The organism is uncultured Actinobacillus sp. (assembly GCF_945915845.1).
In the GTDB taxonomy this organism is placed as follows: Bacteria; Pseudomonadota; Gammaproteobacteria; order Enterobacterales; family Pasteurellaceae; genus Exercitatus.
Window position 1 is genome coordinate 84,211 of record NZ_CAMEFX010000001.1, and the last position, 13,215, is coordinate 97,425.

The window sequence follows — 13,215 nt, forward strand, 5'->3', positions numbered from 1 at the left end:
ACTGTACTTGTGCGGTCAATTTTTTAAAACTCAGGCTGACATTCAAAGGTCATTTTTTCCCCTGTTATCGGATGTTTAATGGTTAAACTTTCCGCATGTAAACATAATCGCGGCGACATGGCTTTGGCTTGTGGGTGAGAATAGAATTTGTCGCCTAGAATGGGGTGTCCCAGTGCAAGCATATGTAAACGCAATTGATGTGAACGCCCTGTAATCGGGGTTAATTTGACGCGAGTGCTGTTATTCGGTAGGCGTTCTAACACGTCATATTCCGTGACTGCACGCTTTCCTACGATGTAATCAATGCGTTGACGTGGGCGGTTTTCCCAATCACAGATCAATGGCATATTCACCACGCCACGATCCTGTTTCAACCATCCCCAAACAATGGCTTGATAATGTTTTTCCGTTTCACGCTCGCGAAACTGGCGTTTTAGTTCACTGTCTGCGGCTTTGCTCATGGCAAATAACAAAATGCCACTTGTCGCCATATCTAAACGATGAGCAGGTTCGCAAAAGCCGTATTTTTCTTTCACGCGGCTCATGGCACTGTCGTAATATTGCGGTTGATTTCCCGGTACAGACAATAAACCACTGGGTTTATTTACCACGAGAATATGATTATCGTGATAAACCACGTCAAGATAAGGTTCTAAAGGGGGAAAATATTCAATAAGTGCCATAATAGAATGAAGTGGTAATAAAAAAACAGAGGTGTAGTTTATACGAACCTCCGTTTTTTTGCATTATTTTCTCTAACGCAGCACCAAAATCGGTTTATTGCAATTGCGTGCAACTTTAACGGTATTTGAGCTCAATCCCTTGGCGTGAGGTTTGCTACTGGCGAGCATCACAATTAAATCTACTGCCTTTTCTTCCGCCAACCGATTGATTTCTTCATAAATCGTTCCGTGTGCCACAATATGCTGAACTTTAGCATGCGCCGGGAATGTCGCTTTAGTGAACTCGTGCAAAGTTCGATTCGCTTCTTCGATAAGAGATTTATCAAAATTCTTCGGTAAAAAAGCGGAAATAAAACTATCATCCATGGGTTCTAATATGGTGACCACTCGATAAACCGCCTCGGGATTATTGGCTGTAAGCTTTAAGCAAGTATCCACCACATATTTCGCGCTTTCTAAGTTACTCAAATCAATAGCAATTAATAATTTGTTGTACATAATAAACTCCGTTTTATCAAGCTAGGAAGAGACGCCGCCTAACTTGACCTATTATTTATTCCGACGACGCTGATTCCATGCTATGCCAAAAATCATTAATACGGCCGGGATAAACATTAACTCTTTGGGTAAAGATACTTTTGGTAAAGACACATCCAATAAAGTTTGATCCCAGTTTAACCCTGCTTTGGCAGCAGGTGAATCTAATTCAACGTTATCAATAATAATTTTGGCCGTTTCCTTGCCGTTAACTTCAATGTTGTCACCTGTCTCCAATAAAGTTAAGCCAAGGGCATTTAGGCGTGCTTCGCCGCTTTCCCCCTCCGGCACCTCAAGTTGAGAATAAAACTCGACAGGTTTGCCATAAGGGTTGATACCTGCCACTTTAAGCATTAACTTCTGTCCAACCGGGGTGTGAGCAATTTCTTGAGCCAAATGAACAGGCTCTATGTTATAAGCTGTTGGCGAAATTCGATCCATCACAAAGCCCGGTCGAAACAATAAGAAAGCCGCTAAAATAAGCACCGCACTTTCCCACCATTTATTTTTCGCAAAGAACCAGCCCATGGTTGCTGCTGTAAAGGCAAAGATGCCGATAATCGCGGTAATTAAAACCAATATCCCTTTTGCCCACCCTACATCAATCAGCAATAAATCTGTATTGAAAATGAATAAGAACGGTAAAATAGCGGTTCTTAAACTGTAATAGAACGCATCAACACCTGTACGAATCGGACTTCCCCCTGAAATCGCCGCAGCGGCAAAAGACGCTAATCCGACAGGCGGTGTCACATCCGCCATAATACCGAAGTAAAATACAAATAAATGCACGGCAATAAGAGGAACAATTAACCCGTTTTGTTTACCCACCTCAATGATCACTAATGCCATTAACGAAGAAACGACGATGTAGTTTGCGGTAGTTGGCAATCCCATCCCCAGAATAAGGCTGAAAATCGCCACTAAAATAAGCATTAATAAAATATTGCCCATAGAAAGCATTTCTATAATGCCGGCAAGTTGAACACCAAAACCGGTTAAAGATACTGAACCGACAATAATCCCTGCAGTTGCCGTCGCAATACCGATCCCAATCATATTACGCGCACCGGTTTCTAAGCCTTCTACGAGTTCTTGCAGACCTTGTTTGGCGAGGGGGAATTTCGCGCTAGATTCGCCGCGGAAAAAACTTAATAAAGGACGTTGCGTAATTAAAATTGCGCCCAGCACAAGGGTTCCCCAAAAGGCGGAAAGCCCGGGTGACATACGTTCAATCATCAAACACCACATTAATACCACAACAGGCAATAAATAATGTAACCCTGCATTTACGGTGGGTTTCACCGAAGGTAACGTGGCGATTTCTTGGTCGGGATCATCAGGTTCAAGATCGGGAAATGCCGCAACGCGACGAATTAAAAGCAAATAAACCGCACTTAATAACGCCAATACGATAATAAAAGCTTCATTTGGCGCAACGGTTTTAATCCAACCTAAACTCAATTTTAAGGCAAAATACAGCAAACAAATTGCCAAAAAAGTGGCTAAAGCGCGCATTAATGTCACCAAAATCGGATTGGCCGGATCGGTACGTGGCAATCCTTTCAGCCCCATTTTGCAGGCTTCCAGATGAACGATATAAACTAAAGCAATGTACGAAATAAACGCGGGTAGAAAGGCGTGAGTGATTAATTGACTGTAAGGCATATTGACATATTCAATCATCAAAAATGCCGCCGCCCCCATAACCGGTGGCATAATTTGCCCATTCACTGAAGAGGCAACTTCAATCGCGCCGGCTTTTTCAGGGCTTAACCCCACACGTTTCATCATAGGAATAGTGAATGTCCCTGTGGTTACCACATTAGCAATAGAGGATCCTGAAACCAAGCCGGTTAATGCAGAAGACACCACTGCCGCTTTGCCCGGGCCGCCTTTTAAATGTCCTAAATACGCAAAGGCCGTTTTAATGAAATAGTTACCTGCACCGGCTTTATCCAGCAATGCGCCAAACAACACAAAAAGGAAAACGTATTTTGTAGAAACGCCTAAAGCCACGCCAAATACCCCTTCTGTGGTGATCCATTGTTGGTTGACAATTTGTGCTAAAGAACCTGAACGATGGCTGATAATCCAATCTGTCGGTAAGAATTGACCAAAATAATTATAGAGCAAAAACACAAGGGCAATAATAACCAAAGGCAAGCCTAAACTTCGGCGTGTAGCTTCCAGTAAAAGCAAAATACCTGCACAACCTGCAATAATATCCTGTAAATTTGGTGCGCCAAATCGCGTCACTAATCCTTCATAAAAAAACAAATAATACGCACCAAGAAAGGCACCTAAAATTGCAAAAATCCAATCTTGTAAAGGAATACGATGTTTAGGCGAGAAAGCAAAAGCAGGAAAAGAGAGATAGGCTAAAAATAGAGCAAAAGCTAAGTGAATTGACCGCGCTTTGGTATCATCCACCACCACATTAAGATCGATATTGGCACGCGTTAATACTTCTTGCAACCAAAAAGACAGTGGAGATGTGTAATAAAGTTGGAAAACCGACCACAAAATTGCCGTGATGACAATGAGCTTTTTGGCAAATCCCGTTGGTGTTCGTCCACCCGCATCATTGGATGCCACCATATCTTGCAGATCGTCATAATCCAGAGTTTTTGATTGTGCTGACATAAGCCCCCCGAGTTATTCAAATAACAAACAAAACCACCGCACTTTAAGGATGTTACCTTAAAAGTGCGGTGAAATTTAACGGTGTTTATTTAATCCAACCGCGTTCTTTATAATAACGAACTGCGCCTTCATGTAATGGGGCTGAGAGTGCATTTTTGATCATTTCTTCTTCTTTCAAATTTGCAAAAGCAGGATGCAAACGTTTAAAACGATCAAAATTATCGAACACCGCTTTAACCACCGCATAGACTTTATCCGCCTCTACATCCGCTGAAGTGACCAGAGTGGCATAAACACCAAAGGTTTCCACCGGTTTATCAGATCCTTTATATAAACCGGCCGGAATAGTGGCTTTCGCATAATAACTGTGATCAGCCACTAATTTATCAATTTCAGGACCTGTCACAGGCACTAAATGCGCATTACAAGAAGCAGCAGCTTCTTTAAGTGCGCCGTTTGGGTGTCCTACATTATAGGTAATCGCATCTAAGTTGTTATCACACATCACCGATGCCATTTCCGCCGGTTTTAATTCCGAAGCGACTTTGAAATCTTTGTCTGTCCATTTCTTCGCAGCTAAAATCACATTCATTGTCGCACGTGTACCTGAACCGGGATCGCCCACATTCACACGCTTACCTTTCAAATCATCAAAAGAATTAACGCCTGAATCATCGCGCGCCATCACAGTAAATGGTTCCGGATGTAAAGAGAACACTGCGCGAATTTTGTCATTTTTCTTATTTTCAAATAAGCTGGAACCATTATAAGCATGATATTGCCAATCAGACTGCGCAATCCCCATATCTTGTTCTTTGGCAGCAATCGCATTTAAATTCGCCACCGAAGCCCCCGTTGAAGGTGCGTTACATTTAACGTGCGTTTTGGCGGTATCACGATTAACCAATTGGCAAATGGACTGCCCAACCACATAATACACCCCGGTTTGACCGCCTGTTCCAATGGTAATAAATTTATCTTCTGCTGCTTGTGCCGTGAACGCGCCTAACGCCACGCCTGCAATCACTGAAAGTTTAAGCATTTTTCTCATGGTCTTTTCTCCTTGCGCATAGTGCATATTGGTTTATGTTGTGTACTCGATTTAAAGTCGAGTGCTTTACATATACAAGATTATGCAAACGTTTGCAAGTATTAAGCATTATTCGTGACCAACACGCGCAAACTATCTAAACGCCAATTTGCTTTATCTAACTCAAGCTGAGATTGTTGCGCGATATGTTCTAATGTTTCAATTTCGTCCTGACGGATATTTTTATTCACACTTTTTAGCGCATTCAAACGTGCCAGCTCATTATCTAATACTTGACTCGCTTGCTGTTTGGCTTGCGCAATAATCTCACCTGCCTGTTCGGCGATATGACTTTCTCCTTGTTTCAATAGTGCTTCAATATTTAACCGCACTTTTTTCACAATTTGTGTCGCCAAGGCTTTGCCCATGGGTTTAAGCTGTTTTTCCAATACATTGAATGCCACTTTTTCCGCTAAATTGTTGCCTTTAACATCCAACAATAAACGCACCGGGGTTGGGGGTAAGAAACGGTTGAGTTGTAATTCTTTTGGTGATTGAGTTTCCACCACATAAATCAACTCAAGCAATAATGTCCTTGCAGGAAGATTTTTGTTAATCAGCATACAAGCAGCGGTTTTGCCAATATCGCTCGATAACACCAAGTCCATCCCATTGTTTAACATTGGATGATCCCAAGTCAAAAATTCTACGTCTTCGCGTGCCAGTGCAAGGGAACGATCAAAGGTCACCGTCACGCCCTCTTCTTTTAACCCGGGAAAATCAGGCACTAACATGGTTCCTGTTGGCGTAATCACAATGGATTTTTCGCCTAAATCATCCTGTTCTACCCCAATAATATCAAATAAATTCAGGGTGAAATCCACTAATTCTGTATGACCATCTTCATCAGCAATAGCATTTGCCAACGCTTGTGCGGCTTCACCACCATTGGAATTTAATTCCAATAAACGATCTCGCCCTTTTTCAAGCTCGGCTTTAAGCTGATTTCGTTGCTTCGCCGTTTCTTTGACAAAAAGATCAAAATCCTCAAGTGCGGTCGGTTTTTGAAGAAATTCTTGTAATTTTTCACCGCACTTTTCAAAAACCGCCATACCCATCGGGCAAGTTTCTTCAAAAGCGTTTAGTCCTTGGTGATACCAATCCGCCAACACTGCTTGTGCCGTTTGGCTAAAACTTGGTACATGGATTTGAATATCTCGCGCTTGCCCAATACGATCTAAACGCCCGATACATTGTTCTAATAAATCAGGATTATCGGGCAAATTAAACAGCACCAAATTCGCGGCAAATTGGAAATTACGCCCTTCTGAGCCAATGCTTGAACTTAATAATACCTGCGCACCTTGTTCTGTGTCCGCAAAATAAGCCGCCGCACGATCTCGTTCAATAATGGACATATTTTCGTGGAATACCGCCGCACGAATACCTTCTTTTTCACGTAATGCCTGTTCTAACTGAATGGCTGTGGTCGCATAACGGCAAATCACCAACACTTTTTCTTGGCGATGCATTTTTAAGAAATTCACTAACCATTCCACGCGTGGATCAAATTCCCACCATTTCGCCTCTGGATTGAGTTGTTGGAAAATTTGTTCGGGATAAAAAAGATCTTGTGTTTTCAGCTCCCCCAACATGGTCAACACATTAATCGCATTTTGGTATTGCTTCGGCAAGGCAACATTGACCTGATGATAAACACGATGAGGAAACCCTTTTACCCCTTGACGCGTATTTCTGAACAACAAACGACTCGTGCCGTGTCGGTCAATGAGGTTGGCAATCAACTCTTGGCGAACGGCTGTTTTCTCCTCTTCATTGGCACTATCCAACACTTTCAGTAACGGCTCAACATCTTGCTCTTCCAACAAATCAGAAATCGCATTTTTTTCCACCGCACTTAATGCTTTGCCGGATAGTAAGGTTTGTACCGCATTGGCAACAGGTTGATAATTTTTTTGCTCCGCTAAAAAGGCATCATAATCATAAAAACGATCCCTATCCAATAATTTTAAACGAGCAAAATGGCTCTCTTGCCCTAGTTGTTCAGGGGTGGCTGTCAACAATAATACGGATGGAATTTGTTTACTTAAGCTTTCAACTAACACATATTCAGGACTGCTCTCTTCAGGCGACCAAGCCAAATGATGGGCTTCATCCACAATCAACATATCAAATTGAGCGGCTAAGGCTTGTTTGGCTCGAGAGGGGTGTGTTACTAACCAATTGAGAGAACAAATAATCAGGTTTTCGCTTTCAAAAGGATTGCGTTCCTCGCTGTCTTCCGTTGGTGCAAAATCGGCTGCACGTTCTTCATCAAAAAGCGAGAAGTGCAAATTAAAACGGCGTAGCATTTCTACTAACCATTGATGTTGTAGGGTTTCCGGTACAATTATCAATACACGATTCACACGCCCGGCAAAAATTTGCTGTTGTAAAATCATACCCGCTTCAATGGTTTTTCCGAGCCCCACTTCATCCGCCAACAAAACGCGCGGATGAATACGGCGACCGGCTTCGTTAGCAATATGCAATTGGTGCGGAATAAGCCCCGCTCGAATACCGCGCAACCCACGTAACGGCGATTGAAATTGTGCCTGTTGATGTTGTAAAGCACGATAACGCAGCGCAAAGCGATCGCTACGATCAATTTGAGCGGTAAACAAACGATCTTGTGGCTTGCTGAAGGTAATTTGATGGGCAAGCTCAATTTCTTTCATCACGCACTCTTCGCCATTATCCAAACGTTTAACCAAATAAAGTGCGGTTAAATTATTCATCATTTTGTCAACCACTTGCGCTTTCCAGCCTTCAACATGCGTTACCGTATCTTGCACTGAAAACAGCACGCGAGTTAATGATGCTTCGCTCATTGAATACATCCGTGTTTCATCGGCGGCGGGGAAATAAATTTGTACCACGCGCGTATTAACCTCGGTGATAATCCCCAAACCTAATTCATTTTCACTATGACTAATCCAACGTTGTCCAACTGCATATTCCACTTAATCTTCTCTCCCATCTAAACTCAAAAGCGCGCTATTCTACCGATTTATTGACAATAATGCTATGTATCAAATATTTTACAAATTTGAGATCTAAATCACATTTTTCAGCTTAAATGTAATTTATCCTTGACTTGATAAAAGTGCGGTGTAAAAATCAAACAAATTTTTTATAGAAGGATGTACTATGACTCTTGTAAACAAACTCAAAGACGAATTTTTAGGCGGTTGGAAACCCTTTGAATTAGCTTGGCTATTTCTCTTTTTAGCGGCACAAATCTTCGCTTATATTCAAGCACCGGATTCTTTATTGGCAATGATTTCAGGGATTGCCGGGATTTTATGTGTGGTCTTTGTGGGTAAAGGCAAAATTAGTAACTACTTATTTGGCTTAATTTTTGCATACACCTATTTTTATGTTGCCTTAGACAATAAGTTCTACGGTGAAATGACTACGACACTTTATGTGTACATTCCTGCGCAATTTATTGGCTATTTTCTTTGGAAACAAAATATGCAAAGCCAAGATAAAGTGGAAGTGGTCACTGCGAAATTTCTTAATGCAAAAGGTTGGCTCTCCTTAATCAGCGCCGCTGTAATCGGCTCTCTTGCTTTTATCAGTATTTTGAAAACCACCGATGGGCAATCCATCAGTTTAGATGGGGTAACAACAGTTCTTGTCGTTGCCGCACAACTTCTCATGATTTTACGTTATAGCGAACAATGGATTTTATGGATTGTTATCAACATTCTTTCTATTTGGCTTTGGGCTGAAACCCCGGCAATGTATTTAATGTATGGGGCTTATTTACTGAATTCTGTTTATGGCTATTACAACTGGACGAAGTTAGCGAGGAAAACCGTTTAGGGTGATAACATAACCTATTCTAGGAGCAAAATATTTTGGCTACTATGCCCCAAAAAAACAGGCATAATAACTCACTATCATGCCTGTTTTCCTTTATGTATATTCTAACTAATCACGGAAGTTTTCAAATTGGAACGGTTGACCTAAATCCGCACCTTTAACTAATTGAATTGCGGCTTGTAAATCATCTCGCGATTTTCCTGTTACGCGAACTTGCTCCCCTTGAATTTGGGTTTGTACTTTCAATTTGCTGTCTTTAATCAATTTAGTGATTTTCTTCGCCATATCAGTTTCGATACCTTGTTTCAATTTAATCTCTTTTGAATACAATTTACCGTGATGCTCACTTTCTGCCGGCACATCTAAAGACGTACTTTCAATACCACGTTTAATGCAAGAGCCTAACAAAATTTCATAAAGTTGCTCTAATTGGAAATCTGATTCTGAGGTAATTTTAATGCTTTCGTTTTTTTCATTCAGCTCAATCACCGCTTCTACACCACGGAAATCATAACGTGAGCTTAATACGCGGTTTGCATTTTCTACCGCATTACGCACTTCGTGCATCGTTAATTCTGAAACAATATCAAAAGACGGCATGTTATTTCTCCTTATTTTTAATTTGTTGAACTCGATCATTGGCACTTAATAAACAAATCAAGCCCGTTAAGTCGGCAAAGTTTACCACAACTTTTGCCTGTTGTTGTACTTTTGGTTTCGCGTGAAAAGCCGCTCCCAGATCCGCCACCGCCATCATCGCTAAATCATTGGCACCATCGCCAATGGCAACGGTATTTTCCAACGGAATAGCAAACTCCTGCGCCAAGCGTTTTAATGTCTCAGCTTTATATTGAGCGTGTACAATATCCCCTTTCACATTACCTGTTAGCGTTCCATCGATAATTTCAAATTGGTTTGAAACTGCCGCATCTAAACCTAAGGTTTCTTTCAAATAATCCGCAAAATAAGTGAACCCACCCGAAGCAATGGCAGTTTTCCAACCATATTTTTTCAATTCAGCCAAGGTATCCTGCAATCCTTCCATTAAAGGAAGGTTTTCTCGAACTTGTGCTAAAATGCTTTCTGGCGAACCTTTTAATGTCCCCACACGGCAGCGTAAACTCTGTTCAAAATCTAATTCGCCACGCATGGCTGCCGCGGTAATCGCTGAAACTTCTTCCCCAGTCCCCGCTAATTTTGCAATTTCATCAATACATTCAATTTTAATCGCTGTACTATCCATATCCATCACAAGTAAGCCGGCTTGGTTTAGACATGCATTAAAATCAATCACGGCAGCATCTAATTGTAAATCATGAGCAATAGCAATGTATTCCTTAGAAAAAGCCCCATTAAATAACACAACCACATTATTTATCGCTTGCCAACAAGCTAAAATTTCAAAATTTTGACCGCACTTTGTTTGGAAATCAGCTAATTTCTCTGCATTTAACGCAACGCCAAAAAGAATAGAATAGCCTTTTGTTGCCATAACAGGTTGATCAGGTAAAAGTGCGGTGGGAAATTGAGGATATTGTTGAAGAATACTATGCATAGATGATCCTTTTATAAAAATAATGCTACAATCATACATCATTCTCATTAAGTTAGGAAAAGAACTTGCAAATTCCGCATGAAAAAATCAAGAAATCCGCGCTGTTTGCCACGATTATTGTGTTATGTCTCGCCGCGCTTGGGGTCATTTTATTTGGCGTAAAGCAATTTCATATTGGTTCACAGCTAGCGAGCCTTAACCAAGTAGCTAATTTGTCACATTTATTAGTTCGACAGCAAACGAATTTATTGGCAATGCTCTTATTGAATAATGCCAAAACTGAAAAACTCACGGAAACCTTAGATAATCTTGCACAAGAAAGTTTTGTGATTGATGCCGCTTTATATAATGGGAACGGCGAATTAATCGCCCAAAGCCATGGAAGCCAAAGTCTTAGAGCGCAATTAGGGTTGGATGACAATACGGCAGCACGGCACCAACAAATTGTTGAGCCTATTTACTCCAAAAATGGGGTAGAAGGATTTCTACGCATTACATTTAATAGTCAATATGGGCAAACGACACAAAGTAAAACAAGCCAATTATTTAAACAGCTTTACGGTGAATTTATTGTCATTTTCTTAGTGGGAATTCTCTTAGCCAGTTCAGTTCATTACTTCCTTAGTCACTACCGCCGCGCGCATCGGAGACAAGATACGCCCATTAAAATAACTCGAAAACGCCTTGGTAGTAATGCATTGAGCTATCATCGCCGCCGCAGACGTCTATAATCCCACCCAATTATTGCCATAAAAAAACCGCACTTTGATGTGCGGTTTATCTTCAATATTAGAAGCTAAATTATGCTAATTTTTTGATTTGCGCAGATAATTTAGATTTATGGTTTGCAGCTTTATTGGCGTGAATTAAGCCTTTAGATGCCATACGATCCACGACTTTTTGCATTTCTACGAATGCGGCTTCAGCGGCTGCTTTTTCGCCTGCTGCGACTGCTGCATAAACTTTTTTGATGTAAGTACGCATCATTGAGCGTTGACTTGCGTTGTGTTGACGGCGTTTTTCAGATTGAACCGCACGTTTTTTTGCTGACTTGATATTAGCCAAGGTCAAACTCCTAAAATTTTTAGTTAACTAATTGATAAATATGTTGATTTTCGGTGAGACACAACCGAATGTTACCACCGTTTTAAGGTGCCGCATTAAGCCATTCGCGACGAGATCAACGATGTGGGCGAGATTTTAGCAGTTTTTTTCGTTAGAATATAGCGCAAATATGAAATTTCTATAAAATTAACGCAATTTTTTACTAATGGATCTTAATTTTGAGTAAACGACTTCTAAAATCAGGCATTATTGTCAGTACAATGACCTTACTTTCTCGCGTACTGGGTTTAGTCCGTGACGTAGTTATCGCCAACATTATTGGTGCTGGTGCGGCAGCAGACGTTTTTTTATTTGCTAACCGCATTCCTAACTTTCTACGGCGTTTATTTGCAGAAGGGGCGTTTTCTCAAGCTTTCGTACCTGTTTTAGCGGAATACCAAAAATCAGGTGACATCAATAAAACTCGTGAGTTTATCGGGAAAGTTTCGGGAACCTTAGGAGGGTTAGTCACTATTGTTACATTGCTGGCAATGATCGGTTCCCCTGTTGTCGCAGCAATTTTTGGTACAGGGTGGTTTATGGACTGGCTGCATGATGGTGAAAATGCACATAAGTTTGAACAAGCCTCATTGCTACTCAAAATTACGTTCCCTTATTTGTGGTTTATCACATTTGTTGCCTTATCCGGTGCAATATTAAATACCTTGGGAAAATTTGGTGTGATGTCTTTTTCCCCTGTATTGCTCAATATTGCTATGATTGCCACCGCACTTTTGCTTGCACCACAACTGGATAACCCTGATTTAGCTTTAGCCATAGGTATTTTTGTCGGTGGGTTATTACAATTCTTATTCCAAATTCCTTTTTTAAAAAAAGCAGGATTGTTGGTTAAACCGAAATGGGCGTGGCATGATGAAGGCGTAAAAAAAATTCGTACACTCATGATACCTGCCTTATTTGGTGTTTCCGTCAGTCAAATCAACCTCTTGCTCGACACCTTTATTGCATCCTTTTTAATGACAGGATCAATCAGCTGGCTTTATTATTCCGACCGTTTACTAGAATTTCCTTTGGGGTTATTCGGCATTGCAATTTCAACGGTGATTTTGCCCACTCTTGCACGCCAACACGTGAACAAAACCGATAATCCTCAAAGCGCAGAAGATTTCCGCCGTACGATGGATTGGGGGGTGAGAATGATTTTATTGCTTGGCGTACCGGCAATGATGGGAATTGCCGTACTTGCCAAACCCATGTTACTGACTTTATTTATGCGCGGTGAATTCCGTTTAACGGATGTACAAGCTGCCGCACTTTCCCTTTGGGCATTTAATGCTGGCTTGCTCAGCTTTATGCTCATCAAAATTTTGGCCAACGGTTATTACGCTCGCCAAGATACGAAAACCCCTGTAAAAATCGGGATTATTGCTATGGTAAGCAACATGGGCTTTAATATTTTGGCATTTTGGTTTAGCTATGTTGGACTGGCAATGGCCTCAGCAATGTCCGCAACATTGAATGCATTCTTACTGTATCGTGGTTTAGCGAAAACAGATGTCTACCATTTCAGTCGCCAAAGTGCGGTGTTTTTTGTGAAAGTTCTCATTGCGGCCTGTTTGATGGGAGGCTTAGTTTGGTATTTTTGCCCAAGTTTAGAAACTTGGAATAACATGACATTCTTAAAACGTGTTCATTGGTTAGCCTGGTTAATTGCCATTGCCGCGATAAGTTATTTAGGTTCCTTAGTAGTTTTAGGTATTCGCAAAGAACATTTATTAGCAAGAAAATAAAAGACAAAATCCCACGGC

At 41.1% G+C, this 13,215-nt stretch carries 11 protein-coding genes; 3 read left to right on the forward strand and 8 right to left on the reverse strand.

Going from position 1 to position 13,215, the window contains the following annotated elements:
• Positions 1-23 precede the first annotated feature (23 nt).
• The 5 genes from rluA to rapA all read right to left on the reverse strand — a co-directional run bounded on the left by rluA (position 24) and on the right by rapA (position 7,919).
• Positions 24-683 (reverse strand): bifunctional tRNA pseudouridine(32) synthase/23S rRNA pseudouridine(746) synthase RluA, encoded by a 660-nt coding sequence (rluA, locus tag Q0O89_RS00400; protein ID WP_293729433.1) that lies wholly within the window; start codon positions 681-683, stop codon positions 24-26.
• 72 nt (positions 684-755) lie between these two features.
• A complete protein-coding gene (locus Q0O89_RS00405) occupies positions 756-1,181 on the reverse strand; it encodes a universal stress protein (protein WP_273405392.1) in 426 nt (141 codons plus the stop codon).
• Positions 1,182-1,232: 51 nt separating this feature from the next.
• Entirely contained in the window at positions 1,233-3,866 is a 2,634-nt protein-coding gene (locus tag Q0O89_RS00410) for a TRAP transporter permease (protein ID WP_293729439.1), read from the reverse strand.
• A gap of 85 nt (positions 3,867-3,951) precedes the next feature.
• A complete protein-coding gene (locus Q0O89_RS00415) occupies positions 3,952-4,917 on the reverse strand; it encodes a TAXI family TRAP transporter solute-binding subunit (protein WP_293729441.1) in 966 nt (321 codons plus the stop codon).
• A gap of 101 nt (positions 4,918-5,018) precedes the next feature.
• The gene (gene rapA, locus Q0O89_RS00420) at positions 5,019-7,919 is read right to left on the reverse strand and encodes an RNA polymerase-associated protein RapA (RefSeq protein ID WP_293729443.1); all 2,901 of its coding nucleotides are present in this window, start codon (positions 7,917-7,919) and stop codon (positions 5,019-5,021) included.
• A 187-nt stretch (positions 7,920-8,106) separates the two neighbouring features.
• Here rapA and pnuC point away from each other — a divergent pair, with 187 nt between their 5' ends.
• The gene (pnuC, locus tag Q0O89_RS00425) at positions 8,107-8,787 is read left to right on the forward strand and encodes a nicotinamide riboside transporter PnuC (protein ID WP_293729445.1); all 681 of its coding nucleotides are present in this window, start codon (positions 8,107-8,109) and stop codon (positions 8,785-8,787) included.
• Positions 8,788-8,895: 108 nt separating this feature from the next.
• On the opposite strand, the gene Q0O89_RS00430 is transcribed toward pnuC, so the two are convergent.
• The gene (locus Q0O89_RS00430; RefSeq protein ID WP_293729447.1) at positions 8,896-9,387 is read right to left on the reverse strand and encodes a YajQ family cyclic di-GMP-binding protein; all 492 of its coding nucleotides are present in this window, start codon (positions 9,385-9,387) and stop codon (positions 8,896-8,898) included.
• Between the two features lies 1 nt (position 9,388).
• On the reverse strand, positions 9,389-10,342 hold the full coding sequence (gene serB, locus Q0O89_RS00435) for a phosphoserine phosphatase (RefSeq protein ID WP_293729449.1): 954 nt from the start codon (positions 10,340-10,342) through the stop codon (positions 9,389-9,391).
• 65 nt (positions 10,343-10,407) lie between these two features.
• Here serB and Q0O89_RS00440 point away from each other — a divergent pair, with 65 nt between their 5' ends.
• Positions 10,408-11,073, forward strand: a complete 666-nt coding sequence (locus Q0O89_RS00440) for a YtjB family periplasmic protein (RefSeq protein WP_293729450.1) — start codon at positions 10,408-10,410, stop codon at positions 11,071-11,073.
• Positions 11,074-11,143: 70 nt separating this feature from the next.
• Here Q0O89_RS00440 and rpsT read toward each other — a convergent pair whose 3' ends face one another.
• Positions 11,144-11,407 (reverse strand): 30S ribosomal protein S20, encoded by a 264-nt coding sequence (gene rpsT / locus Q0O89_RS00445; protein ID WP_273395312.1) that lies wholly within the window; start codon positions 11,405-11,407, stop codon positions 11,144-11,146.
• A 218-nt stretch (positions 11,408-11,625) separates the two neighbouring features.
• Here rpsT and murJ point away from each other — a divergent pair, with 218 nt between their 5' ends.
• Positions 11,626-13,197: a murein biosynthesis integral membrane protein MurJ gene (gene murJ, locus Q0O89_RS00450; RefSeq protein WP_293729457.1), complete on the forward strand. Its 1,572-nt coding sequence runs from the start codon at positions 11,626-11,628 to the stop codon at positions 13,195-13,197.
• Positions 13,198-13,215 lie beyond the last annotated feature (18 nt).

Coding starts and splice junctions, on each gene's coding strand:
- rluA (WP_293729433.1), bottom strand. CDS start 683: ATGGCACTTATTGAATATTTTCCCCCTTTAGAACCTTATCTTGACGTG.
- Q0O89_RS00405 (WP_273405392.1), bottom strand. CDS start 1,181: ATGTACAACAAATTATTAATTGCTATTGATTTGAGTAACTTAGAAAGC.
- Q0O89_RS00410 (WP_293729439.1), bottom strand. CDS start 3,866: ATGTCAGCACAATCAAAAACTCTGGATTATGACGATCTGCAAGATATG.
- Q0O89_RS00415 (WP_293729441.1), bottom strand. CDS start 4,917: ATGAGAAAAATGCTTAAACTTTCAGTGATTGCAGGCGTGGCGTTAGGC.
- pnuC (WP_293729445.1), top strand. CDS start 8,107: ATGACTCTTGTAAACAAACTCAAAGACGAATTTTTAGGCGGTTGGAAA.
- Q0O89_RS00430 (WP_293729447.1), bottom strand. CDS start 9,387: ATGCCGTCTTTTGATATTGTTTCAGAATTAACGATGCACGAAGTGCGT.
- serB (WP_293729449.1), bottom strand. CDS start 10,342: ATGCATAGTATTCTTCAACAATATCCTCAATTTCCCACCGCACTTTTA.